General features: G+C 48.0%; 22 protein-coding genes. 2 read left to right on the forward strand and 20 right to left on the reverse strand.

Features of this window, described 5'->3' with window-relative positions; translation table 11 throughout:
* Positions 1–23: 23 nt before the first annotated feature.
* On the reverse strand, positions 24–1,649 hold the full coding sequence (locus tag LRP54_RS00235) for an ABC transporter substrate-binding protein (protein ID WP_231234568.1): 1,626 nt from the start codon (positions 1,647–1,649) through the stop codon (positions 24–26).
* Positions 1,650–2,111: 462 nt separating this feature from the next.
* Here LRP54_RS00235 and valS point away from each other — a divergent pair, with 462 nt between their 5' ends.
* Together valS and LRP54_RS00245 are read left to right on the forward strand one after the other, a co-directional pair.
* Positions 2,112–4,832 carry a valine--tRNA ligase gene (gene valS / locus LRP54_RS00240; RefSeq protein ID WP_442984577.1) on the forward strand — a complete coding sequence of 907 codons (2,721 nt, stop codon included), beginning with the start codon at positions 2,112–2,114 and terminating at the stop codon, positions 4,830–4,832.
* Between the two features lie 256 nt (positions 4,833–5,088).
* On the forward strand, positions 5,089–7,035 hold the full coding sequence (locus LRP54_RS00245; protein WP_231205290.1) for an AMP-dependent synthetase/ligase: 1,947 nt from the start codon (positions 5,089–5,091) through the stop codon (positions 7,033–7,035).
* Between the two features lie 138 nt (positions 7,036–7,173).
* Here the strand turns inward: LRP54_RS00245 and LRP54_RS00250 are convergent, their stop codons facing one another.
* The 19 genes from LRP54_RS00250 to LRP54_RS00340 all read right to left on the reverse strand — a co-directional run bounded on the left by LRP54_RS00250 (position 7,174) and on the right by LRP54_RS00340 (position 26,397).
* Positions 7,174–7,545 carry a chorismate mutase gene (locus tag LRP54_RS00250; protein ID WP_231234569.1) on the reverse strand — a complete coding sequence of 124 codons (372 nt, stop codon included), beginning with the start codon at positions 7,543–7,545 and terminating at the stop codon, positions 7,174–7,176.
* Between the two features lie 15 nt (positions 7,546–7,560).
* The gene (gene clpX / locus LRP54_RS00255) at positions 7,561–8,814 is read right to left on the reverse strand and encodes an ATP-dependent Clp protease ATP-binding subunit ClpX (protein WP_231205292.1); all 1,254 of its coding nucleotides are present in this window, start codon (positions 8,812–8,814) and stop codon (positions 7,561–7,563) included.
* Between the two features lie 194 nt (positions 8,815–9,008).
* Positions 9,009–9,659 (reverse strand): ATP-dependent Clp protease proteolytic subunit, encoded by a 651-nt coding sequence (locus LRP54_RS00260; RefSeq protein ID WP_231234570.1) that lies wholly within the window; start codon positions 9,657–9,659, stop codon positions 9,009–9,011.
* Positions 9,659–10,279 (reverse strand): ATP-dependent Clp protease proteolytic subunit, encoded by a 621-nt coding sequence (locus LRP54_RS00265; protein ID WP_231205294.1) that lies wholly within the window; start codon positions 10,277–10,279, stop codon positions 9,659–9,661. The genes LRP54_RS00260 and LRP54_RS00265 overlap by 1 nt, the downstream gene beginning before the upstream one ends.
* Before the next feature lie 187 nt (positions 10,280–10,466).
* On the reverse strand, positions 10,467–11,795 hold the full coding sequence (gene tig / locus LRP54_RS00270; RefSeq protein WP_231234571.1) for a trigger factor: 1,329 nt from the start codon (positions 11,793–11,795) through the stop codon (positions 10,467–10,469).
* 145 nt (positions 11,796–11,940) lie between these two features.
* Positions 11,941–12,174 carry a DUF3046 domain-containing protein gene (locus LRP54_RS00275; RefSeq protein WP_231234572.1) on the reverse strand — a complete coding sequence of 78 codons (234 nt, stop codon included), beginning with the start codon at positions 12,172–12,174 and terminating at the stop codon, positions 11,941–11,943.
* Positions 12,175–12,184: 10 nt separating this feature from the next.
* On the reverse strand, positions 12,185–12,499 hold the full coding sequence (locus LRP54_RS00280; protein WP_231205297.1) for a helix-turn-helix domain-containing protein: 315 nt from the start codon (positions 12,497–12,499) through the stop codon (positions 12,185–12,187).
* A gap of 307 nt (positions 12,500–12,806) precedes the next feature.
* A complete protein-coding gene (gene pgsA, locus LRP54_RS00285; RefSeq protein WP_231234573.1) occupies positions 12,807–13,427 on the reverse strand; it encodes a CDP-diacylglycerol--glycerol-3-phosphate 3-phosphatidyltransferase in 621 nt (206 codons plus the stop codon).
* 35 nt (positions 13,428–13,462) lie between these two features.
* Entirely contained in the window at positions 13,463–16,240 is a 2,778-nt protein-coding gene (locus tag LRP54_RS00290; RefSeq protein ID WP_231234574.1) for a DNA translocase FtsK, read from the reverse strand.
* Between the two features lie 187 nt (positions 16,241–16,427).
* Positions 16,428–17,375, reverse strand: a complete 948-nt coding sequence (locus LRP54_RS00295) for a PfkB family carbohydrate kinase (protein ID WP_231205300.1) — start codon at positions 17,373–17,375, stop codon at positions 16,428–16,430.
* Positions 17,376–17,386: 11 nt separating this feature from the next.
* Positions 17,387–19,078, reverse strand: coding sequence for a ribonuclease J (locus tag LRP54_RS00300; RefSeq protein WP_231205301.1), 1,692 nt, complete (start codon positions 19,076–19,078; stop codon positions 17,387–17,389).
* Between the two features lie 61 nt (positions 19,079–19,139).
* Positions 19,140–20,036 carry a 4-hydroxy-tetrahydrodipicolinate synthase gene (gene dapA, locus LRP54_RS00305; protein ID WP_231234575.1) on the reverse strand — a complete coding sequence of 299 codons (897 nt, stop codon included), beginning with the start codon at positions 20,034–20,036 and terminating at the stop codon, positions 19,140–19,142.
* A gap of 152 nt (positions 20,037–20,188) precedes the next feature.
* Positions 20,189–21,049: a tetratricopeptide repeat protein gene (locus LRP54_RS08450; protein ID WP_231205303.1), complete on the reverse strand. Its 861-nt coding sequence runs from the start codon at positions 21,047–21,049 to the stop codon at positions 20,189–20,191.
* A 38-nt stretch (positions 21,050–21,087) separates the two neighbouring features.
* Positions 21,088–22,083 carry a hypothetical protein gene (locus LRP54_RS00315; protein ID WP_231234576.1) on the reverse strand — a complete coding sequence of 332 codons (996 nt, stop codon included), beginning with the start codon at positions 22,081–22,083 and terminating at the stop codon, positions 21,088–21,090.
* The gene (locus tag LRP54_RS00320) at positions 22,080–23,456 is read right to left on the reverse strand and encodes a hypothetical protein (protein ID WP_231234577.1); all 1,377 of its coding nucleotides are present in this window, start codon (positions 23,454–23,456) and stop codon (positions 22,080–22,082) included. The genes LRP54_RS00315 and LRP54_RS00320 overlap by 4 nt, the downstream gene beginning before the upstream one ends.
* A gap of 98 nt (positions 23,457–23,554) precedes the next feature.
* Positions 23,555–23,848 carry a hypothetical protein gene (locus LRP54_RS00325; RefSeq protein WP_231234578.1) on the reverse strand — a complete coding sequence of 98 codons (294 nt, stop codon included), beginning with the start codon at positions 23,846–23,848 and terminating at the stop codon, positions 23,555–23,557.
* A complete protein-coding gene (locus tag LRP54_RS00330) occupies positions 23,845–25,071 on the reverse strand; it encodes an N-acetylglucosamine-6-phosphate deacetylase (protein WP_231234579.1) in 1,227 nt (408 codons plus the stop codon). Before LRP54_RS00330 ends, LRP54_RS00325 begins: the two co-directional genes overlap by 4 nt.
* A gap of 177 nt (positions 25,072–25,248) precedes the next feature.
* Positions 25,249–25,947: an endonuclease NucS gene (gene nucS, locus LRP54_RS00335; RefSeq protein WP_231234580.1), complete on the reverse strand. Its 699-nt coding sequence runs from the start codon at positions 25,945–25,947 to the stop codon at positions 25,249–25,251.
* 39 nt (positions 25,948–25,986) lie between these two features.
* Positions 25,987–26,397: a DUF2550 family protein gene (locus LRP54_RS00340; protein ID WP_231205309.1), complete on the reverse strand. Its 411-nt coding sequence runs from the start codon at positions 26,395–26,397 to the stop codon at positions 25,987–25,989.
* Positions 26,398–26,466 lie beyond the last annotated feature (69 nt).

The following is a 26,466-nucleotide window of genomic DNA, read 5'->3' on the forward strand; positions in this document are numbered from 1 at the left end:
AGTGCAGAAACATGCTCAGAGTTTTAGTTCTGAGAATCTGTCAGGCCGATCTGGCTGGCCCATCCGCTCATAAAGAAATATGAGTTTATTTCTGGGTGTAGGACACGTGAAGCAAATGCGGTCGTGTTTTTACCCCACCAGATTGGGGAGTAAATCACATCATTGAGCGCAATCTTTGTTGCTTCAAGGATTTTTGTGGCGCGAGCAGCATCATTTACTTCGCCTGCTTGCTCTGTAATCAGCTGACGCACATCGGATTGACTATAGCGTGCTGGGTTGGATTCTCCCAGTAACCATCCTGTGATTTCAGCAGGATCACCAGTTGTCGGTGTGTAAGACATGTAGGAAAGACCATATTCGCCAGTTCCTAAAGTCGTAATCCACTGTTCCACAGGTTTACCGGTAACTGTCAGTTCAATCCCTAAAGATTTGAGATTTTCAGCGATCGCTAAGGCCGCAGTCCCTAATTCTGGGATAGAAGTGGGGTACAACAGTTCTGCGCTGAAGCCCTGTGGCACCACTGATTGCGCAAGTTCTGCCCGGGCAGCTTCCATATCGAAAGAGGCGGTTTGAATGTCTGCGAGGTTTTGCGCAATCAAGCTTCGCGCACTCTCAACACCAATGTGTGACCCTAATTGTTCAGGTGATTCGATTGATGTTGCGACTTCACCTTTCCCATTCAAAACAGATGAGACAATGGAGTTACGGTCAACAGCATAGGCAATGGCGCGACGCACGTGGATGTCATCAAATGGAGCCACAGCCGTATCAAAAGTAAGACCGACATAGGAGCGGTCTGTCACTGTTGTCACTTGTGTGTTCGAAAGTGCCTCATATTGAGGTTGCTGTGAGGCAGGAATTTGCAAGGAAATATCAAGTTTTCCTGATTGTTGGGCTAGTAACCGAGTGGATTCATCAGAGAAGAAATCAAATTCGATTTTTTTCGGAGCTTTTTCGTTTGTTTTTCCCCACCACGTATCGACGCGTTCAAAAGTGGCGTGTGAATCTGCTTGAAATTCCACGGCACGGTAGGGGCCGGTTCCCATAATGAGATCTGAGGAGGAACCATATGACTGTGCGGCTTCGTAGAAGGCGCGTGAAGTAATCCATAGTCCTCCACTGGCTGTCACGGTCCAGTCGAAGTTCACGGATGGTTCAGGCAGGGTAATAGTAATTTCACGTTCCCCTGTTTTTTCCACTTGAGTTCCTTCAGCCCAGTACACCGCAGTTGAGGGTGAACGTTCAGGGTCACGCGCTATGTCGAGTGAAAAGAGGACATCGTCTGTGGTGACCTGCGTTCCGTCTTGGAATTTTGCGCCTTCACGCAGTGTGAAAACCCATGTTCGACCGTCTGTTGTTTCCCATTTTTCAGCGAGTGCAGGAACTATTTTTCCTTCTGTATCGACTCCCAGAAGTCCTTCAGAACTCACTTGAGCAACGTAGTAGTTGAGGATTCCTGCTTCGTGGGCTACGTCAAGAGTGGACAAGGATCCGGGTAGTCCGACGGTGAGCACTGAATCAGTATGATTGCTTTGTGCCACAGCTCCTGATGGTGCAGAGGTCGGCGCACAAGCGGCTACGACCAGTGTGGCAACTGAAAATGTCACGAGAGTGCTCAAATGACGCACATATTTACGTGAACCGGACATGCTTCGACCTCCTGAAAATGTGTCGTGTGTATTTTCTGACAGATCGTTGATCGTTCTGTGTGTGACCATGAAAGGCCAAGGAAAAGCATAATCATATCTGTATCGCCTGCACGATGAATCATTTGTTGGTCGTATGTGAACAGATTCTTTGAGAATATTCAGTGATACGACTTGCAAGCACAGTCAGCCTAGATTTTATGTTTTACTGAAAAAAGTTATTGTTCATATCATTAATTCACATATTCTCCCCTAAGGTTTTCCTTCTTTTTCTTTCGTTACCTACGCGGAAGTGAATTAACGCACGCATACGCTCTTATGCACTGTTTTATCTATCAGAGGCGCATAAGAACGTATATGCACGTGAGATATACCCGCATTCGTTTCTTTCATATTGTGTTGACATAGGCTCAACACGTACCCTTAGAAGGTTGGATGTCCACGACTCGGATGGAGACGCTCACAATGAGTACCCCCTCAACTCCCCTTTCTGTTCCTGCTCCCACGTTGCCTGACACAGTGGGTGCCGAAGGCCTCGAAAATAAGTGGGGAACCGCTTGGGAAACACACAGCACTTACGCATTTGATCGCAGCGCCACACGGGAGCAGGTGTACTCCATTGACACGCCACCCCCAACCGTATCTGGTTCACTGCATGTAGGGCATGTGTTCTCTTACACGCATACTGATGTCATTGCGCGACATCGACGTATGCAGGGGAAATCTGTTTTCTATCCGATGGGTTGGGACGATAACGGGCTACCAACAGAACGCCGCGTGCAGAATTATTTCGGTGTCCGTGTTGACCCGACATTGCCTTATGTCCCTGACTTTGTTCCTCCGCATATTGGTGGCGAAGGTAAATCTATTAAAGCGAAAGATCAGCTCCCAATTTCACGTAAAAACTTTGTTGAGCTGTGCGAACGCCTCACCGTGGAAGATGAAGCACAATTTGAAGCCCTGTGGCGTTACCTTGGTTTGTCTGTTGACTGGAAACAGCACTACCAAACCATTGGCTCACGAGCTCGTAAAGTAGCTCAAGCTGCTTTCTTGCGTAATCTAGCCCGAGGTGAGGCCTATCAAAGCGAAGCCCCTGGCTTGTGGGATGTCACTTTCCAAACAGCCGTTGCTCAAGCTGAGCTGGAATCACGCGAATACCCTGGTTTCTACCATCGTCTTGCTTTCCATCTGAGTGATCCTGAAGCTGCTGCTACGGCAGCCGCAGCGGGAGCACCTATTGAAAACGGTGTTGATGTCTGCATTGAAACCACTCGACCAGAATTACTGGCTGCATGCGTGGCTCTTGTTGCTCACCCTGATGATCCTCGCTATGCCCCCTTATTCGGAACCACAGTGACCTCACCCGTTTTCGGTGTGGAAGTTCCTGTTTTAGCTCATCCTCAAGCAGAAATGGATAAGGGCGCTGGCATTGCCATGTGCTGTACTTTTGGCGATACCACTGATATTGATTGGTGGCGCGATCTGGACCTGCCTTTGCGTGCAATTCTACGTAAAGATGGTCGTATTCATACTGAGCTTCCTGATTGGATTACCTGCGCTGAGGGCGTGGAAGCCTACAAGGAAATCGCAGGTAAAACAACATTTTCTGCACGCGAGGCAGTCGTTTCACGTCTGAAAGCCAGCGGTGAAATGCGAGGCGAACCAGTAAAAACTGTTCGTCAAACAAACTTCTTTGAAAAAGGCGATAAACCTTTAGAGATCGTCACTTCACGCCAGTGGTATATCCGAAATGGCGGTAAGAAGTGGACCCGTCCCAATGCTGGGCAGGATTTACGTGAAGAACTCATTGGCCGTGGGAATGAATTATCGTTCCATCCAGATTTCATGCGAGTGCGCTACGAAAACTGGGTCACAGGTTTGAACAATGACTGGCTTATTTCCCGTCAGCGTTTCTTCGGTGTCCCATTCCCTCTGTGGTACCGCATCAATGAGCATGGGGAAGTTGACTACGAACAAATTTTGACTCCTTCCGAAGATCAATTACCCATTGATCCTTCCACTGATGTTCCGGAAGATTTCACTGCTGATCAGCGCGGTGTCGCAGGTGGATTCGCAGCAGAACTCGACATTATGGATACGTGGGCCACGTCTTCGTTATCACCGCAGATTGCCTGTGGCTGGCTTGAAGATGATGATTTATTTGCCCGCACCTACCCCATGGATTTACGCCCACAAGGTCAAGATATTATTCGCACCTGGCTTTTCTCAACGGTTGTACGTGCTCATTTAGAACACAATGGTTTACCGTGGAAACATGCGGGTATTTCTGGATGGATTCTTGATCCTGACCGCAAGAAAATGTCGAAGTCTAAAGGTAATGTTGTTACCCCCATGGGCTTACTCGAAAAGTACGGCTCGGATGCTGTGCGTTACTGGGCTGCTTCGGCACGTCTGGGTCTTGACGCTACTTTTGATGAAGCGCAGATGAAAATTGGACGCCGCCTAGCCATTAAAGTCTTGAATGCCTCAAAATTCGCCTTATCAATGGGTGGGGAGGACACGCCTGTTGACCTCAATCCGCAGCATGTGACTGAGGCATTGGACCGTTCAATCCTTGCTGAGCTTCGCAATGTTATTCGCCTGTCAAGTGAGGCTTTAGAAGCCTACGATCATACGAAGGCTTTGGAAACAACTGAATCGTTCTTCTGGACCTTCTGCGATGATTACTTGGAGCTTGTAAAAGAACGGGCTTATAACCACGAAGGTAAATGGAGCGCTGCTCAGGCACAATCGGCCCGTACCGCTCTAGCAATTGTTATCAATACAGTTGTGCGTTTGCTCGCCCCATATTTGCCTTTCGTTACAGAGGAAGTATGGTCCTGGTACCGTGAAGGATCAGTCCACACGACGCTTTGGCCTCATGTGGATGAGCTTGATGGAATTGACGGTGACCGGGAGGTTTTGTCGGCAGCTTCAGCGGCTTTGATTGTTTTACGTCGCGTAAAATCCGAAGCAAAAGTCTCACCGCGTACGCCTTTCCTTTCTACTCAGATTGACGTATCAGCTCATGCGCTGCCGTTACTCGAAAGCATTGTTGAAGATTTGTCAGCTGCCACCCGCATGGAATCACGCCCCGTATTCCGCTCACTTGCGGGTCATGATGATCTTCACGTTGTCGTATCGGCTTATGAACTAGGTGAAGCACCAGCTCGCCACAAAGGGTGAGTGCTTTTCACATCGGCTCAAATGAGGCGCATGTGTGGGTCAGGTAAGTTAAACACTTATTGTGGCCCCACATGCGCCTTATATTGGAGCTATGTGAGCGCGTTTCCTTCTCTTGTATGCTTCTTTTTTTCGTGAGCAGGGACTCTTTTGTTTTCTTCTCCCTAGGCGAGCCTTATTTCTATGAGTGTCTCTTTTGTGCTTAGAGTAGTCGCGTAAGCCCTCGGGCCACTACGAAAGGAAGATGAGGTTACCTCCCATGAGTGATGACACTCCTCTTGACGTTCATGAAGCAACCGATGGTCGCACTTTGTCAGCAGCAGGATTGACAGGAAGTGCCCCTGAAGGCGCTTCTGTTGACTCTGATGGACATACACAGGCGCTTGAATGGCATGCCCCTGTCCTTGTGCGTATTGACGAACATACGACTATCCCTTACCTATTACAACGACGAGTACAACGCAGCCCTCGACGCCCTCTCATCGCTGTTAAAGATTCCATGGGCACCACGTGGCGTGATATCACCGCCGCAGCTTTTTATGACGAAGTACGTTCCACAGCTGCTGGCCTTATTGCTCTTGGCTTACAACATGGCGATGCTATTGCGATTATGGCGCGTACACGTTACGAATGGACTTTACTTGATTTTGCTTCATGGGCTGCAGGTTTAATTCCTGTTCCCATCTACGAAACTTCTTCAGGCGAGCAAATTGAATTCATCATTAAGGATGCGCATGTGCGCGCCATCGTGACAGAAACTGTTACTCAGCTTGAACTTGCACGCGATGCATGTCGGCGTCTGAAACAAGATGATATGCAGTTTTTCTCCTTGGATACTGAAGCTATTCAAACTATCCAAGACGCGGGTATGACTGTTGCGCGTTCGGCAGTACAAGCACGTACAGATCAGCTCCTCACATCCTCAATTGCCACGATTGTTTATACTTCAGGAACTACAGGTCAGCCTAAAGGCACAGTACTCACACATGGGAATTTCACAGAGCTTGCCGTGAACTCACATGCGTGGATGCCTGAAGTTGCTATGGGGAAGGATTCACGTCTTCTCCTCTTTTTACCTCTTGCACATGTTTTTGCACGTTTCTTGCAGGTTTTCCAAATGTCAGGCGAAGGCATTCTAGGGCATACGCCTGATACAAAAAACCTGCTCCCTGATTTACTTTCTTTCCGCCCCTCCTACCTGCTTGTTGTTCCTCGTGTTCTTGAGAAAATTTACAACTCTGCAGATGCGAAAGCTGGGAGCGGTGTTAAAAAGAAACTTTTCCGTTGGGCAGCATCCATTGCAGTTGCCTATTCGCATGCTCTCGAAACCCCTGAAGGTCCTTCACGTGCCCTCAGCGCGCAGCGGGCGTTAGCTGATCGACTTGTTTTCTCAAAAATTTTGCAGCTTGTCGGAGGAAATGCGAAATTTATTATTTCTGGTGGCGCTCCTCTTTCTACTCATCTCGCGCATTTTTACACAGGTCTGGGTTTACCTGTTCTTGAAGGATACGGTTTAACAGAAACTGTTGGACCTATTTCAGTGAATACGCCTCGCCTATCAAAAATAGGTACGGTAGGACCTCCGCTTCCTCCTCTTTCCGTCAAAATCAGTGATGAGGGTGAAATTTTGGTGAAAGGCCCCTCTATTTTCCAGGGCTATCACAATAAATCTGAAGCAACTGCTGAAGCTTTCACCCCTGACGGCTGGTTCAAAACAGGTGATTTAGGCGCCTTGGATCGTGATGGTTATGTGCGTATCACTGGTCGCGCGAAAGAAATCATTGTGACAGCCGGCGGGAAAAATGTTGCTCCAGCGTCTTTGGAAAATCCTCTGCGGGGGCATCCTTTGATTTCTCAGGTTGTTGTAGTTGGCGATCAGCGTCCTTTCATTTCAGCACTTATCACCTTGGATGCAGATATGCTTCAAGGCTGGTTGAAAAACCATGGTTTGCCGGCAATGTCGGTCAGTGAGGCATCCACGCATGTTGAAGTTCTCACGGCTCTTGAAAAGGCTGTGGAGCGAGCAAATCAGCATGTGTCCCGTGCGGAAGCAATTCGTAAAATCAAGGTGTTAACCACAGATTTCACAGAGGCAAATGGTTTGCTCACGCCTTCATTGAAAGTGAAACGTTCCCTCGTATTACAACGTTTTTCTGAAGCGATTGATGAAATTTACGGTGGACCTGTGCAAGATATGCAAGGGTAAATACTTTTCGTCATGACAGGTGGGGCACTCGCATAAGGGTGTCCCTCCTCTGTTTATACGGTCATATTTCACAGAGAAGTCAGGCTATGAATCTGGGAAGATCAGCGTAGAAAACGGAGTGTCCCCACTCCCCTATTGTTATCCGTTAACGTGTTTTGTGTCCCGCGAATACGAATCTTTAATATCTTCATGGTGGCGAATCACTTCGGTCACCATAAATGACAGGAATTTTTCCGCAAAATCTGGATCTAGCCCTGATTGTTCCGCTAAAGTGCGCATCCGAATTACTTGGTAGGCTTCACGTTCAGGATCAGCAGGAGGTAGGTCATACTGTGCTTTAATGTGGCCGACAGATTGGGTACAGCGGAAACGTTCCGCCAGAATATGAATTAACGCCGCATCAATATTGTCGATGGTAGCGCGCGCTCTGACAAGCTCAGCAGGTAACTGCGTGTTTTCTTCACTTGAAGCTACGGATGTTCCTTCTGAGGTACGAGTATGCTCATTCATCGAGTATTCTTTCTCTCAGGCGCTACGCATATGCGAATCATCGGTTGTGTACACATTCGCTTGAGCTTCTTCTTCTACGGCCTCACGTGTAATGACGACACGTGCGATATCTTGACGGCTCGGTAACTCAAACATAAGGTCCGCTAGGGTTTTTTCCATCACAGCGGATAAACCACGCGCTCCTGTTTTACGCACATTTGCTTGAGCAGCAATTGCTAAAAGTGCATCATGGGTGAATTCGAGTTCAATCCCATCTAATTCAAATAAATGCTGGTACTGGCCTACTAAAGAATTTTGTGGTTCTGTGAGTACCCGCGTGAGGTCTTCTTCAGATAGTTCTTTTGTTGAAGTTAGTACAGGCAAACGACCGATAAACTCTGGAATCATACCGAACTTATGCAAGTCCTCTGGAGTAACAGCTTCGTAAAGATCTCCCATTTCAGCTGTTGACTTCAAATTAGTACCAAAGCCTGTTGAACGTTGTCCCAGTCGCGTTTTCACGACTTCTTCAATACCGGCAAAAGCTCCTGCAGCAATAAATAAGATACCGGACGTATCAATTTCTAAGAACTGCTGATGAGGATGCTTACGCCCGCCTTGTGGAGGTACTGAGGCAACTGTGCCTTCGATAATTTTCAGCAGTGCTTGTTGTACACCTTCACCTGAGACGTCGCGTGTAATAGAAGCGCTTTCAGCCTTACGACCAATTTTGTCGATTTCGTCGATATAAATAATGCCGCGTTCTGCTTTTTTAATGTCATTTCCTGCTTCTTGGATCAAACGCAGCAAAATATTTTCTACGTCCTCACCTACATAACCTGCTTCAGTTAAAGCTGTGGCATCGACAATAGCGAAAGGAACACGCAGTAAAGATGCTAATGATCGCGCAAGGTGTGTTTTCCCTGTTCCTGTGGGGCCAAGTAAAAGAATATTGGATTTAGTTCCCAACATATTTTCTTCATTACCGGCTTCACGTGAACGTACACGCTTGTAATGGTTATACACGGCAACAGAAAGTGCTCGCTTTGCGCGTTCTTGCCCAATCACCCATGAATCCAAATAGGCATAAATTTCCTTTGGCTTAGGTAAAGGCGTGTGGTCTGTCACCGGTTCATCGTGTAATTCCTCAGAAATAATTTCATTACACAATTCCACACATTCATTACAAATGTATGAACCTGAACCACCGATGAGTTTACGTACCTGTTTTTGACTTTTACCGCAAAAAGAGCATTTAAGCAGTTCGGCTCCGTCAGTCAGTCGACTCACAGGTTTCCTCCTGATGGGACATTGCGATTACAAGGATCTCACTGTGGAGTCAAGCATAATACGCCTCACGTATACGCACTCATCGGCACGCGCAGACACACCAAGTCCACCCCGTCTTTTGCGTATCAATCTCCACATGCGCATATGCACAAGCGGGGTGACTCACAGTGAAAGAGTCACCCCGCTGAAGTGTTTTAGTTGTTGTTGTTCTTACGTGAAGCAAGAACTTGATCGATCAGACCGTATTCGAGGGCTTGTCCGGCGCTGAGAATCTTGTCGCGCTCAATATCACGACGTACTTGCTCAATCGGTGTCCCTGAATGTGCTGCTAGAGTTTCTTCTAGCCACAGGCGCATACGGTCAATTTCATCTGCCACGATTTGAATGTCACTTGCTTGTCCGTGCATTCCTTCCATCGCTGGCTGGTGAATCAGAACTCGCGCGTTAGGTAATGCTAAACGTTTCCCTTTTGATCCTGCGGCAAGTAGTACTGCTGCTGCAGAAGCTGCTTGCCCTAAACAGACTGTCTGGATATGTGGCTTAATGTACTGCATTGTGTCATATATGGCAGTCATTGCAGTAAAAGATCCACCCGGACTATTGATGTACATTGTGATGAGGGAATCTGGGTCTTGTGATTCAAGGACCAGAAGCTGAGCCATCACATCATCTGCTGAGGCGTCATCCACTTGTACGCCTAAAAATACAATGCGATCTTCAAAGAGTTTCGCGTAAGGGTCTTGTCGCTTAAAACCATAGGCTGTGCGTTCTTCAAAATTCGGCAAGATGTACCGAGCTTCAGGTAATTGGCGAGCGATAGCTTCAAAATATGCACCTGTGCTCATCAGTTCTCTCCATTCTCCGCGCGGCGACCGATTTCTTGGGGATTTTCCACTACGCGATCAACAAATCCATATTCCAAAGCCTCATATGCACTGAACCAATGGTCACGATCAGCGTCAGCTTCCACTTGCTCCACAGATTTACCTGTACGTTCAGCAGTGATCGCAGCTAACTCATGTTTCATCTTCAAGATAAGGTCAGCGTTGATGCGGATTTCCGTTGCAGAGCCGCCTGCTCCGCCAAGAGGTTGATGCAAAAGCACTCGTGTATGCGGCGTAATAAGACGCTTACCTGGAGCGCCAGCGGTCAGTAAGAACTGTCCCATTGAAGCAGCCAAACCCATGCCAACTGTCACCACATCAGGTTTGATGTACTGCATCGTGTCATAAATAGCCATACCAGCAGTGACTGAACCACCTGGACTGTTGATATACAGGTAAATATCTTTGTCAGGGTCTTCTGCGGCAAGTAAAAGCATCTGCGCGCAAATAGCATTCGCATTTTCGTCACGGACTTCACCGCCGAGCCAAATAATACGTTCCTGTAAAAGACGCTGATACACAGCATCTCCTAAACCGATTCCAACTTGTTGGCCCTCGTGTGCAGTTGGCTCAATGCTCATGTGCTTCCTCCACTTCATGTTCCCTATAGGCAATGATGTATCACTGGTATAAACCTAGCGGTTTTCCCCTGTAGTCCTCATCTTGAAAAAGAATATTTCGCTGACGGCGCAGCAAAAAGGCTCGGCACCGTATCATGCCAGTACCGAGCCTTCAGCCTATAAAGGCTTATACGTCACACATACGCCATTACTGAGCGTCATCTTGCGTGCCGTCTTCACTTTCTTCCTGCGTGTCTTGCGCAGTTTCCTCAGGAACATCACCAAGGAAGCGAGACAAATCCACTGGAGCACCTGTGGTATCCGTGACTGTAATCTGACGCAAGGCTTCGATCAGCGCTTTTGCTCGGCCAAGGTCAGCAACAACAGCAGACATTTGCTGAGGAGAGGAGAAAAGCTGGTTAATATCCACACCATATGTCTGGGACATCTGAATGGCATAATCAATCAGTTCTTGCTGTCCAACTTGAACATCCAGTTTCTTTGCCAAAGTTTCAGAAAGCAGCTCTGTGCGCAGCTCACGTTCAACATTTTGACGTGCTTCTTTCTTTGCCTTTGCAGAAGCTCCTTCACCTGCACGACGATCAACCTCTGCGGTGACAACAGATTCCGGCAAAAGAATTTCAGCTTTTTCAAGCAACAGATCAACGAGACGATCACGAGCTTGCAGCGCTTGATCTGCCAATTTACGTTCGCCAGCTTGTTTACGCAGGTCCTCGGTAAGTTCTTCAATCGTGTCAAATTCAGACACCATCTGCGCAAAATCATCGTCGGCTACTGGGAGTTCACGAGCCTTCATTGATTTCACAGTCAATGTCACATCAGCTTCTTCCCCTTCGTGCTCGCCGCCTTTCAGGGTAGAAGTGAATGTTACTTCGTCACCAGCTTTTGTTCCACGCAATGCCTTGTCTTGGCCATCCAGCATCGAACCTGAACCGATTTCGTAGGACACATCAGAAACCGAATCAACTTGCTCACCATTAATTGTGGCGACCAGGTCGATAGTCGCAAAATCACCGGTTTTAGCCTTACGATTGATTACTTTCAGAGTCGCAAAGCGCCCGCGCAGATCATCGAGTTCTTTTTGAACATCTTCATCGGTTACTTCGGTTGTATCAACCTGAACAGTAATATCTTCACCTAATTCTGGGAGTTCAAAATCAGGAACTACATCTACTTCAGCGGTGAAAATAAGGATGCCACCGTATTCGCCGGTTGTCTGAGGGATTTCAGTAACCTCAACATCTGGCTGAGCCATAGGGCGAAGCTCATTTTCTGCAACAGCGGCAGAATAATGCTGCGGCAAAACTTCATTGACGACCTGTTCGATCACAGCAGCGCGACCGAAACGCTGATCGATAATACGTGCGGGCACGTGCCCCTTACGGAAACCGGGGATGGAGACTTGCTTGGAGATGTCTTTATATGCCTTGGTCATCTCAGAAGCGAGTTCCTCATAGGGAACTTCAACGGTCAAACGAACCTTCGTGGGTTCAAGAGTCTCAACGGTGCTCTTCACAGGGTACTCTCCAACGTCTTATCAGCGGGTGTACCTCAGGTAGGCACACGACAACCCACTAATTCTACGTCAGGGTGCAGGAGAGTTGCCAAAGCGATGGGCAGGTGAGGTCAATTTCACCGCACACGTATGTGGAAAATAAGTTTTAGGCACGTTTTTTACGTTCTTTCGGGTCAATCCGATGCACCCAACGTGCGCGTTCATCCTGTTCAGTTTCACTGATGAGGGCAGCCCACACGCTATCAGGATCATCCCCTCGGTCAATGGCTTCTTGTGCTGTTCCTTTGAGCGAAGTCAAATACAGATCAGCAACTAAAGAGCGACCGTAAGTTACTCCATATACGTCATCTACAGCTTTCCAGAACTCAAAGAGACGCATCACGTGTAACTCAGGAAATCAAAGTCACCGGAACAAAAGGCACCGGAGCAGCTTCAGGAACTAGTGATCCATCTGTCAGCGACATCCGATCCGAAACTTCACGCAACACGCACCACAAAGGCACATTCAGTGCTGTGCAAATTGCTTCAAGTAACTCAGATGATGCTTCTTTTTGCCCACGTTCCACTTCGGAAAGATATCCCAAAGACACTTGAGCCTGCGATGACACTTCACGCAAAGTACGACCTTGCGTTTGACGCAGCCCACGAAGCACGTCACCTATTACGGTACGCAGTAAAGGCTGAGTGGTGTAAAGGCTCTTCATACTTCTACTTTAAGATACTCATTGCCAGCACGCATATGTGAATCACTGTATGAGCGAGTGCAACACATCGCATTGTCATTTACGCACGATAGCCACACATAAAACTGATAAGGAACGAATGAGCAGTCCAGTATCACTCTGAAATGAGCATCAGCATAAGGCTCCACACATGAGGGAAGTTCTTTATCCCTTTCACAGGCAGTTTACTGATCGTTCTCACGGGCTTGAGCAGGAAGAACCTGAGCATGATCCTCTGCCTCAGCATTCGTCGTATTCATACGCGTTTTTGCTACGTGCGTACCGGAATTCAGATCATTGAATGATTTTTCTTCCGTAAAGCAATGCCTTCCCACACATAAACTCCTCCAGACCACACGGTCATAAAGAGCGCAGCACCGCCTACGGGATAAATGAAATATATGGCAAGAAGTTCAACGACAGAATAAGACAGGAAAAGATCCCACGGAATCAGAAGTAAGAAAATAAAGAACATCTGCAAAACAGTCTTGAGCTTGCCGCCCATATTCGCAGAAACAACGATACCTCGGCGCAAAAAAACACTGCGCATCACAGTAATACCCAGTTCACGTACTGCAATAACGACAGTAAACCACCACGGCACAAATTCAGTCACCGAAAGAATGACAAATGCCCCCAGTGTCAACGCCTTATCAGCAATCGGGTCAGCAATCCGACCAAAATCAGTCACTATTCCATAAGACCTGGCAATTTTACCGTCAAAATGATCGGTCGCTGCCGCCACACAAAAGACAATCAATGTTGTCCAACGCGCAATACTATTGTCCTGCAAAGCAAGGACAAGGAAAATCGGAACAAGAATCAAACGAAGAACCGTGAGCGCATTGGGAAGATTCAGTGGCGAACGCTGTTCATCCTTACTTTGTGCGCGTGAAACATTGCCTGCCATGTTTTGATCCTACTCGTTCACAAGATAAATCAACACTATCGTCCGGTGAGTTGCCACGCATCCTCATCTGTTTCCTCATCATCATCCCAATTGCCATGACCACGACCTCCAAAATCATGGCCAGCATAGGGGTCAGGATCATCGTCAGCCACCACGTTGTCTGATGGAATAACAGGTACAGGAAGTCCCGTCATTACACGCGGTTCATTTTCCCCATGAGAAGGTGGAATCGGAGCAGTATTTACTCCCTCAGGAATATGATCCGACTTATTTTCCACAGAAGGTGCAGGAAGTTCCGGTGATACTGAAGGCTGCTCAGGAGGGGCTGCTTCCCCGCGTAACATAGCCAGGATCTGCGGTAATTGTTCAGGTTGAACAAGAACTTGACGAGCTTTTGAGCCTTCAGAAGGGCCGACAATATCGCGCGACTCTAGTAAATCCATCAAACGACCTGCACGCGCAAAGCCAATACGCAGTTTGCGTTGCAGCATCGATGTTGAACCAAGTTGCGTGGAAATAACTAATTCTGCCGCCTGCAACAAGTCATCAAGATCTGAACCAATATCTTCAGCTACTTTCACTTGCGGAGCAGCAGAAACCACATCATCCCTGTAGGAGACTTGCATTTGCGACTTCACATGCTGCACGATCTGATGAATTTCGCTTTCTGTCACCCACGCACCCTGCACACGTAAAGGTTTTCCCTGACCAGCAGGTAAATACAAAGCATCACCTTGCCCGATCAGTTTTTCTGCGCCAGGTTGATCCAAAATGACTCGTGAATCAGCTAAAGCAGAAGTCGCAAAAGCCAAACGAGAAGGCACATTCGCTTTAATCAGACCTGTCACCACATCAACTGATGGTCGCTGGGTTGCCAGTACCAAGTGAATACCTGCTGCACGTGCAAGCTGTGTAATCCTTTGAACTGAGGCTTCCACATCACGTGGGGCAACCATCATAAGATCAGCAAGCTCATCCACAACAACAAGGAGGTAAGGATACGGCCGAAGTTTACGCTCTAAGCCAGGTAATGCCTGTACTTGCCCTGCCTCCACTGCTTTATTGAAATCATCCACATGTTTGAAACCGTATGTCGCAAGATCGTCATATCGACGATCCATTTCGCGTACCACCCATTCCAAAGCCTCAGCCGCTTTCTTAGGGTCAGTGATGATAGGACTGACCAAATGAGGAATTCCCTCATAAATTGTCAGTTCCACACGCTTAGGATCAACCAAAATCATACGAACTTGCTGCGGAGTTGCCCGCATCATAATGGAGGTAATCATCGAGTTTACAAAACTTGACTTACCTGAACCGGTTTGGCCTGCAACCAATAAGTGCGGTGTTTTTGCTAAATTCGTTACAACGTAGCCGCCTTCAACATCCTTACCCACACCGACAACCAATGGATGCGGATTACGTTTTGCTGCCCCTGAAGATAAGACATCACCTAAAACCACAATTTCACGATCAGCATTAGGAATTTCAACACCGATGGCGCTCTTACCTGGAATAGGCGCCAAAATACGCACATCCGCAGAAGCTACCGCATAGGCAATATTCTTTGACAGGTTAGTTAGGCGATCCACTTTGACACCAGGGCCAAGGACTACCTCATAGCGAGTAACCGTAGGACCCCTCGAAAATCCTGTTACCTGCGCGTCAACATTAAATTCAGCAAAAACCTGCTGCAATGATTGCACGACCTGATCGTTCACAGCAGAACGTGTTTTATGCGGCGCCCCACGCAACAAAAGATCACCAGCAGGCAAAATATACGTTGAAGGCTGATCCGTATCTGCCGTCATTTCCGGCGCAGGTACAGAAACTTCCTCTTGTGGTGGTGCTGCAAGTTCATGTGCAGGCACAGAAGGATGAGGCTCCTCAGATTGCGGCACAGGCACAGGAATAGGTGCCAGCGCCTCTGTGGGCATACTGTCAACAACAGGAGGTAGGATCGGCTGCACAGCTTCATGACTTTCTTCTGGCAAAGCTGTATGCGGAGCTACTGGAAGTGCCTGAGTTCCTTGTTCAACTGGAGAACGGAAAGATTCATCCGCCTCATAAGAATCAAGGAAAGGATCATCCCCCGCTGCTAGCATGTCACGACCACGGTCACGTGCCGAACGTTCAGACTCATCCAAGTTTTCTGTTTCGTCGTCACGATGATAGGGCGCACGTAAACGGCTATAAAGAAAACGAATTTTTTCAGGCACTTCAGCAACACGAGTACGTGTTCCCAATAAAATCGAGTAAATGAACAGCAGTAAAAGAACTGCCCCCGCTCCCCAAGCAGATAAAAGCTGTGTTAGTGGGCGAGCAATAAACCAACCAATAAGTCCCCCAGCTTTTTCAATTGATTCGAGGCTATCCAAAGCAGGATTACCCTGAGTAACATGCACAAGACCAGCAACAGCAACAAGCGCACCTGTCACGCCTGCAACATGATGCGGGAGCGCAGAATTACCCGATCGAGCACGGAAAAGCTCAACTGCGAAACCTACCAGTCCCAACGGTAAAACAATAGAGAAAATTCCCACTGCCCCGGCAGAAATATGGTGGATAAAATTCCCTGCTTGACCTGAAATATTCAGCCATTCACGTAAAGCCACAAGTATGGCCGCAGCAATACATACAAATGCGAGCGCATCACGTTTAATTTGAGGGTCAGTTGCACGCCATGCACGTGCTGCGCTCATAAAAGCACGGCCAATAGCAGAGAAAATACGTGCAAGCATTCCGGGTGCCATCTCACGAGAAGATGCCCCCTGTCGAGGTGATGTTTTTTTCGATGAAGACTTCTGAGCCATGATACTTTCACGCTACGCGGCGCACGTGCAAGATTCTACTCACCTCGCCGTAAGTGAGTATGTGGATGCAAAAAATCACCTCTTATAACTACACAAGTGCGCTTTCATACCTATGAAAGACACTGAGGCTCACACAAAACACTGCATGTTCCCTTCACAACATAGGTACGCGGTGATTTTCTTGGCCTCATAGGTTGAGCGGCTGTACCTTTCCGGTATTCAACACGTCCTCTACCTGAGCGCGGCTAGGAACCGGTAAAGCTGACTCATGAGAGATCGCAATAGCAGCCGCAGCATTAGCCCAGCGACATGCTTCTTCCAGAGAGTGTTTTTGCGCAAGGGCCGCACACATTGTTCCAATATGCGTATCACCCACACCTGCCGTATCAACAGTAACTGCTGAAAATGCAGGAATGTCAATAAAAGGCGCGTCCTCGTTAACATGCACTTGGGAGCCTTTCGCACCTATTCGACGCACCAATGAAGCATCTGGACGCATCAGATGACGAATATCTGTTCCTGGTTCGCTTGCATTCAAATTTCGTTGTAAGGCATGTGATTCACGAACATTCATTGTCACCACATCTGCGCGACGCAGTAGCTGTTTCCATGCCCATACAGGGACTTGCTCTACTGCCTGGGCAATGGATAATACAAGGGTCACTGAAGCAGGTAAAGCTGCTCCCCAGCCAGCAAGAACAGAAACAGCGGAAGGCACTGCAAGGTCTGCACCGGAAATATGGATAACATCGCCTGGTTTCAATACTAACGAGTCCAAAGCTGCGCGCGAAGGTTCAGATTCTACCCCCGCGGTCACCACAGAAGTCATTGAGCCGTCAGCTTCTAACAGTTGAATAGCAACCCCAATATCACCTACCAGTTCCTGAGTCAGCAGTTGAATACCGGCAGAAGCTAACTGTTGGCGAACGGTTGATGAATTAGGTCCAGTACCCAAAGGAGAAGCAAGGGCCGCATGTGCTCCCATAGATGCAGCAGCCGATAAAGTGGTGAAACCACCACCTGGCCGCGACATAGCTGTAGCAGCTTTCACGGAGCCACCACGTTCAGGCAATGTATGAATATTCAAAGGAAGAACAAGCACTACTGAGTGCGTAGAAATAAAACGTCCGCTCATTGCAGGTCCTTTCATTGTTGAACAATCACAGGAACAATCATTGGACGGCGACGCAGCCGACGTGCTACCCAACGGCCAAGGACACGACGCATCACCTGCTGCAAAGTGTATGAATCCACTCCGCCTGGCGCGGCGGCTTCTTCGAGAGCAGCAGTCAAATCTGGCAGTATTTCATCAAATACTTCCGGATTTTCTGCCATCCCGATAGCGCGAATATAGGGCGCTGACAACACTTGCCCCATTTCTTTATCTACCACCGCAAAAACTGAGACAAAACCTTCTGCCGCTAAAGTGCGACGCTGAGCCAATTCATCCTCAGATATTTCACCAACAGAACGACCATCCACATACACCCTGTCACATGGAACCTGTCCACTGATACGCGCCTGACCATCACACAGATCCACGGTGAGGCCAGCATCAGCAAGGATGACATGATCTTCAGGAACACCGGTACTTGCAGCCAATTTCCCATTCGCAATCAAATGCCGTATTTCACCGTGAATCGGCATAACATGACGAGGTTTAACAATGTTGTAGAAAGTAAGTAATTCGCCTTGGCATGCATGGCCCGACACATGAACCCGAGCATTACCCTGATGGAATACGTGGACTCCTGAACGAGTCAAATCATTAATTACGCGGTTCACGTCAATCTCATTACCCGGGATTAGCGAAGCCGCCAAAATAACAGTGTCCCCACTATCAAGGCAAACATGACGGTGGTTGCCGACACTCATACGCGCTAAAGCGGCCATTGGTTCGCCTTGTGAACCAGTTGCCATCCACAAACGTTCATGCGGCAAAAGTTCTTGGGCATGTGCGGCATCAACAATAAGGCCCTCTGGAACCGTCAAATAGCCTTTTTCTTGCGCGATACGCATATTTCGTTCCATTGAACGACCAACGAAAGTAATTTTACGCCCTGCTGCTGCCGCTGCATTCACCACTTGTTGTACACGGTGTACATGCGAAGCAAAAGAAGCAACAACTACCTGCCCTGTAGCATCTGCAACTATTTTTTTGAGGACTGGACCAATTTCACGTTCTGCCGGAATAAAACCAGGAACCTCTGAATTCGTTGAATCCACCATGAAAAGATCCACGCCTTCAGAACCAATACGCGCCAAACGTTGCAGATCTGTCGGCCGGTGATCTAATGGCACGTGATCGATTTTGAAGTCGCCTGTCACCAAAACGGTCCCTGCTCCTGTGCGTACACATACCGCTAAGGCATCGGGAATTGAGTGGGTAACCGATATAAATTCCACATCAAAAGGACCAATATTTACACGATCCCCCCCAGTAACCACGTGGAATAACGGTACCGGTAGTTTATGTTCACGCAGTTTTGGCTCTGTAAAAGCTAACGTCAGCTCTGACCCATACGTGGGAATATCCTCGCGTAGCATTGCGAGGTAAGGAACAGCACCTATATGGTCCTCATGCCCATGTGTCAGTACAAGACCAACCACATCATCCATACGGTCTTTGATCCAGGAAAAATCAGGCAAAATCAGATCAACACCCGGTTGATATTCCTCTGGGAAAAGAACTCCACAGTCAATAACGAGTAATTTTCCTTCATATTCAACTACATTCATATTGCGCCCCACTTCCCCTAGTCCTCCTAGAGGAATGATTCGCAGGGCACCCGGCGCTAATGGTTCAGGTTCAGTTAAATTTTCATACAGGGGCTTCATAATTCCAGTGTCCCATGTTCCTCAGGTGAATGACAGTCAGAACGCGGTCTTGGAAGGCGTATTACAGTAAATCGTAGGAACGCAGAACTTTTTCTAAGCGTGTCATTTCTTCTTTTTCAGGTTCAACCAAAGGCAATCGAACCGTTGGTGTCGAAATGATCCCTTGCATGTACAAAGCCCACTTTATCAATACTGCTCCCTGACCACTTCCCATGATGGCAGCCACCAATGGTCGCAGTGAATGAGAAAGTTCGCGCGCCTCCCACACTTGGTCCGCGTCCAATAAGTCAATCATCTGACGATACTGACGTGCGGCAACATGAGCAACGACAGATATAAAACCCGATGCTCCACCTGTCATCCACGCAAAATTCAGTGCATCATCGCCTGAGTAGTATTCAAGGCCTGTACGATGGCAGCGTTCAACACCTTGTTCAACATTACCCGTCGCATCTTTAACAGCGACAATTCGAGGATGAGCAGCCAAAATATCTAATGTGCCATCAGAAAAAGCTAGACCTGTACGTCCCGGAATATCGTAAAGCATAATTGGTAGGTCGCTTGACTCAGCAATTGCCTGTACATGAGCGCATAGTCCGCGCTGGCTGGGACGGTTATAGTACGGACTGACAACAAGAAGACCGTGAGCGCCACTTTCCTGAGCGCCTTCGGCAATACGAACCGCATGAGCTGTGTCATTTGATCCAGCGCCGCAAATAATGCGTGCACGATCATGAATAGCTTCAACTATTGCGCGCGTAAGTTCATTTTTTTCCGGCTGGTGGGTGGTCGGTGATTCACCTGTCGTCCCTGACAATACGAGGCTGTCACATCCATCTTCGACAAGGCGCACAGCTAAAGCCACAGCCGAGTCCACGTCGATAGACCCATCTTTATGGAAAGGCGTAACAAGGGCTGGTGCCAGTGAACCGAAAATGCGCGCAGGAATATGACTCATATATACAGGCTACGTGAGGATGACCTCTACGACAGATAATGTCCACCTGTGGAGCACATAGCAATTCCACAGGCGGATTCACTGTCATATGACAGAAAAATCAGGATATTCGTACTTCCGTTTTCCGTCACAGCATGATGTCAGTTATCGAACTAGACCATCAGTAATGTGGTTAAACGACGACGAGCTGCACGCACCTGTGGCGTATTACCAGCAACACGGAATAAATCTAATGCATGTGTTCTGACAGCGTCACGAGTCTCATCGTCACAAGCGTCACGCAGAGCATGTAACAGGATGTCAAATGCTTCCTCATGTTGCCCTGCGGCAAAAAGAGCATCTGCCTGCGATTGAGGGTCATCAGTTGCCGTATTTTCACGCGAACGCAACAAGAGAAGCACTTTTGCTAGCTCGGTTTTCGCTACCTCATCACGAGGATTGAGTTCAATAACTTTTTCCCATGCTTTCCGTGCGTTTTCTAAATCTCCTGCTTCTTGCGCTTCACGTGCAGGAATATGTTCCGTAGGAATAGGTTCTTGCGTATCCTCAGGTTTGACTGCTACCTGAGCAGTAACTCCCAATTGTTCGGCAACGTTTCGTAATTGATCCAACAGAGCGCGTACCTGCTCTTTTGTCGCTTCACCTTGGAAAAGCGGAACAGGTCGTCCTCCCAGTAAAGCAATAACCGTTGGTAAGGCTTGTATTTGTAACGCTTGGATAAGTGCAGGAGCTTTTTCTACATCAATTGTTACGAGCTGAAACTGCCCGGCACGCTCACGCGTAAGGTCTGCCATCATGTCCAGAACAGGTCGAGACTCCAATGCTTGTCCTGCCCATAAAACCATGATGACTGGTACCGCTCGTGATGTTGATACCACATCATCAAAAGAGGATTCATCAGCTTCTCGAATTAACGGGACCTCAAGATACACCTGAGCCGACTGGGTTTCCTCTGGCTGAGAATCAGATACGGGCTGATGCGCTGATGCAGATGAGGGGTCAAGAATAGACACCGTTCCTCCAATTTTTTCTGTATGGATGAGGTGAAATTTTAGTTATCGGGATCGGTTGAATCGTCAAAGTCTACAGATTCAATGACTCGTTCAGCTCCGACAACAGAAATACTGCCGCCGGTTTGTTTTGTTGGTACTCGCAGTAGCAAGGTGGCGATGTAATGGGAAGTTGCGCTCCCTTTCACGTTCACGTCTTCGCGCGGTGCAATAGCTGCTGTTGTTCCGCCTAAACGCATTGTTGATCGAGCTATTGTCCTCGCATAGGTCAGCGTGTATGTGAAAGAAGCTGCCACCAGTGCAGATCCATCCTCAAGTACCACCCCTGTAATTGGAGCATCTGTGAGGGTAGCTTTTGCGCTCACAGAACCTGCCGCTTGGACTGCTTCATTAAGTGTTCGTGCATCCTGAAGGTAATTTGAGGCAAATTCATCTGTAGCAAAAACAGTGTTTCCTGCGTTACCTTCATTCAGCATATTCACATATGCTTCAATTGCTTCTTTTGGTGTACTAACAAAACCTGGAGAATCCTCAGCAAGTGTGGGCGACCCTTTCTTCACTGAAGCAATTGTGAAAGTAGTTCCCCCCAAAATACGCGCCCATGAATGCAAACGGTATGGCGAACGGGCCTCATCCTGCATAAGCACATATGCAGTAGGTAAGGATGCTTCCCCATTATTGACAATATTGACTACCGCACGCGGCCATGTTGCTGTATCCGTTAAAGCAATATCACCAGCAGCCATTTTTAACGGTGTCACCGTTGAATTCATTGACTGTGCCAGTGAGTACTGAGCATGTCGCATACGCAAAGCAGGATCAAGAAGTCGCCCGTTCAATGGACCTAATTCGCCGGTCGCATCTGCATGGTCAACAACACTTTGTATTTCTTTCAGAATATTTTCGACCTTGCCCGTTTCAATGACAGGCCCTGATTGAGGTGTTTGCACAGGTTGCGCCACAATATCTTGACCTGCGCAACTTGAAAGCATAAGGGCACATACGCACGCAAAGGTGGCAACAAGTGAACGTCTCATGATCGTTTATCCCTCTTTTTACGGTCTTGCCACGCTGTCATAATTGAGGCCCATGAAGATTCTTCAGTTTTTTCCTCTTTTTTATCGGCGGCCTGAGGAAGAATCGGAATAAGACCCGTATCAAATTCATGCCCGTTAATGATGAGTCGTTCTTCACCTCGTTCACGGGCTTCACGTATTGCACGGCGGCTGGGGAAAACCGCCCCTGGGCGTACAGCCGACAGATCGATCACTCCCGTATCAGTTGATGGAGCACGAGTGTACGGCTTGTCATCTGCGTTTGCGCCCGCATGACGGCCTTGAGGTTCACTCTTTTCTTTATCTAAGATTCCATCACTTATTTCTGTTTCTTTTTCAGCAAAAGATTCAACAGATTCTTCGGAAGGCTCCACCGTTTCTTCAACTTTCTGATCGGAGCTTCCCTCATTTTGAATCTCAGAAATATGCGAGGTCTGCTCATCAGCATTCTCAGATCCTTCATGATCTGATTCTTTGAAGGTTTCCGTCGCCTCCTGAACAAAGAACGGCATTGCCTCATGATCTTCATTGTCATGAGCATCTTCAACTTCCGTTTCTTGTTCTTGCATGCCCAAAGCAAGGGCAACACTTTCAGTTCCTGTAGGCACACGCTGAGCAACCAGTTGACGTATCAAAGCAATGATTGCGATAAGAAGCAAAACACCTGCAATGAAGAAAGCTGACAAGGCAAGGAAATTTGTCCTTTGTATATGCCACACAATATCCACAGTCAGTGCTGTCGTTTTCCCGTCAGCAGAGGCAATGACAGATTTACCTTGACCAATATTGGCAATATCCAAACTTACAGTTCCCGTACCTGAAGCCTGTTGAAGCCACATGTCAGAAGAAAGAATCGAAGCAGACTGTGCTGTATCAAAAGATTGGCCAATCTCTACAGATGAGGAACTACTTTGCGTACTTTCAGCGGAAGATTCTGAGGTTTCTTCCGCTTCAGCAGCACTTTCTTGTTCATCTGATTGACCAGTATCGCGCCTTTCGTGTTGCACTTGAGGGATTTGTGGATGTTCTTCTACTTTCAGACTTTTTCGATCAGAAGCAACACCGATGATCTCCGTATAAGCGTCACTGCCAATCCAACCATTAACATCTGTCACACTGCCTAAGGCCACAGCCACAGGACCACCCGAAGGTGAAGTAACAGTTACCGTTGCTGATGAACCAATTAAAGTAAAAACACCATCACGTGTCGTCACAAAAGGTGCAGAAGCTGTCGTTTGGGCGCGTACTTCCTGTGAAGGACGCAAAACCGTCACAGCAAGAACCCCAGTAAGCACACACACCACAGCCATCAGAGTAACAATGGCGGCCACAGAGAACTGCTTTAAGCGTTTCACAAATCCCCCTCACATGAGAGGCACACACTACCCATCAAGGATATGAAGAATGTGCCCAAGACGAAACCCTTCGTCGCTATCTTACTCATTGCAGGCACTTACTGCGGTCGCAAACGTCTGCGCCAACATTCACTATGCCAATGACGACGCGATTGAGGGCCATATTCATGTCCCCAGGAAGCTTCCTCGGGCCAGGCCACAATATGCGGAACTCCAAGTACCGTGCCAGAACAGCCAGGGCATATGTAACTTTTCTGAGAAGCAGCTACCTGTTGTACTTGATAGAGCACGCCTCCTGGCCCCATCTCACTGTGACGAATCCCGGCAATACGTGAAAGATCTAATTCACGATGACGCTCAGACCAGCGACGTTTAGATGAACGTCGACTCATTCGACCTTTTCGCCTCTATGCCATACTGCAAGCGGTCGGATGTCCTCATCAATCAAAACGATATCGGCATATGTTCCCTCACGTAAAGCACCGATATCATTACTGCCCACAATGGTCGCTCCCTGAGCGGAAGCCATATAGATCGCATCTTCCAAAGGAATATGAGCAACCTGAACGGCTGTACGTACACAGTCAATCAGGTGCGCGGTTCCTCCGGCAATGGAACCGCCATGTGTCAAACGAGCAACCCCATCCGCTACGGTAACTGCTTGAGATCCCAGCTCATAGCTTCCATCAGCCATACCAGCCGCAGCCATAGCGTCAGTAATTAACACACATGAATCACGCCCAACTGTTTCCCATACAGTGCGAACAATCTGCGGATTTAAGTGAACGCCATCACAAATCATCTCCACAATGGCGCCACCACGAGCAGCATCAGAGATAAATTCCATAATCGGCCCTGGATCTCTATGATGCAGCGGCCGCATCCCATTGAAAAGATGTGTCACTGTCGCTCGACCACACCGACGTACTTCTTCACTGACACGAGCCAAGCTCTGACGCGAAAACTCTAAGGCGTGACGTGCTGCTTCGGGAGCCGCATCTGTATGCCCCCATGAAGGTACAGCTCCCCCTTCGATCAATACTTCCGCAACCGAGTTTGGACCCCACGCACCTTCTTTTTCAGGGGCCAATGTCATTGTGACAACATATCCTTGGCCTACCTCAATAAGCTGACGGGTGAGTTCCGGATCGGGCTGAGCAATATACGTCGGATCTTGCGCGCCTTTACGTTCATGAGAAACAAAAGGCCCTTCATAATGCACACCGGCGAGTTGCCCTTCAGCAGCCAGTTGCCCAAGTAAGCGCCCTCGTTTCATCAGGACTTGTGGCGAAGCTGTCACACATGAAGCCACTAAAGAGGTCGTCCCGTGACGGCGATGCTCCATGATTGCTGTCATCGCTTGTTCACGGCTTTCAGCATTGGGGAAAGATTCCCCTCCCCCTCCGTGACAGTGGACGTCAACGAGTCCCGGTATGAAAGTACCCTCATACTGATCCGCTTGGTCAATATCAGGAACTAGCTGTGGGAAACGCTTCTCGATATCAGCCCTCTCCCCTACAGCTTTGATCCGATCCCCCTCACATAAAAGAACACCATCGTCAATAAAGCGATCATCCACAAGGATGCGGCCGCGCAGGATCATTGAAATTGTCATAGTGCTATTCTCTCTTTTTATGTCATAAATCGCAGAGTTTCACGCAGGAAATGACTGGAATCACGACTCATCATTACAGGCAGCTATCAGGTTCCATAAGGCAAAGACACGCTCCCCGTGTAAGAGAATCATATTTTCTGTGCTTGAGCGCGATAAGAACACGTATGACATACGAATTCAGAAAAGACGTGAATGAGGATCGTCGAGACCCCTCATCGCGTCATAATCCAATATCAGACATTCGATTCCACGGTCGTGCGCAAGTGTTCGTGCTTGCCGAGATATTTCCTGTCCAGCGTATATTCCTCGGAGCCCTTCTAATAAGGGATCTCGTGAGAGCAAATGGAGGTATCGGGTCAACTGCTCGACCCCTTCGATTCCTCCTCGTCTTTTGACTTCAATTGCAACAGGAAGTCCCTGCGGGTCACGAACCATGAGGTCCACAGGACCTACAGGCGTGGGATATTCCCGACGAACAAGCTCCCATCCTTTTCCTAAAAGTTGAGGAATTTGTTCCGAAAGTAACGCCTGAAGATGACTTTCCACACCGTCTTTTACAAGGCCGGGATCAATTCCTAGTTCATGTGATACATCGCTGAAAATTTCATATATGCGAATATCCAGACGATCATCCGTTTTTGCTGCTTGAACTGTCCATATTTGCGTAGCCCTATCCGCTTCTTCTTCAGGATTCAGGAGCGTAATAGTGAGATCACATGGCGCAGTCATCCAATTCAGAGGCTTATATGAGCCGCCGTCAGAATGCATGAGAACTGATCCATCCGCTTTCCACATAATGACGCGAGGAGCCGGATCTAAATGAGCACTTAAACGTCCTGAGTAATCAACCGTACAGGTGGCAATAAGAATACGCACGGCACGAGACTACCAGTAGCTTCCCCAAAAGCACAGCTGCTACCGATGTTCAGCAGGTAGCCCCGATTCAACCCACGATACCAAGCCGTTATACGTTTTCGGCTCAATTAATACGAATAAACGTTCCTCGTCTGCAACAAGACGAACTTCAACAATACTTCCATCTGCACAATGAGGCTGTGGCGCAGATACTTCCAAACCACGACGTGGCAATGTGTACACAGGCTTACGGGAAAAACCAACCAGACGATACCAAGTCAAAGTTTCGGTTCCATACATTCCGATCCCTGAGGTCCATCCCGCTTGAATATCCGGGCGAGCCCAGCATCGGAAAGAACCGAATTCATTGGATAACTTACGTGCACGAATATTAAGAATTATCCATAATAACAATGCAATAATGAGGAGGAACAGAAAAACCCGTGGCAACACGGTTAGGAAAATATTCATTTTCCTTCCACCTCTTTCCTTCTGATTCTTTCTTTGTATGTTACCGCTATTCGTACGCGCAACGAAAAA

The sequence above is a fragment of the Schaalia sp. lx-100 genome (genome assembly GCF_021083625.1).
Classification (GTDB): Bacteria; Actinomycetota; Actinomycetes; order Actinomycetales; family Actinomycetaceae; genus Pauljensenia.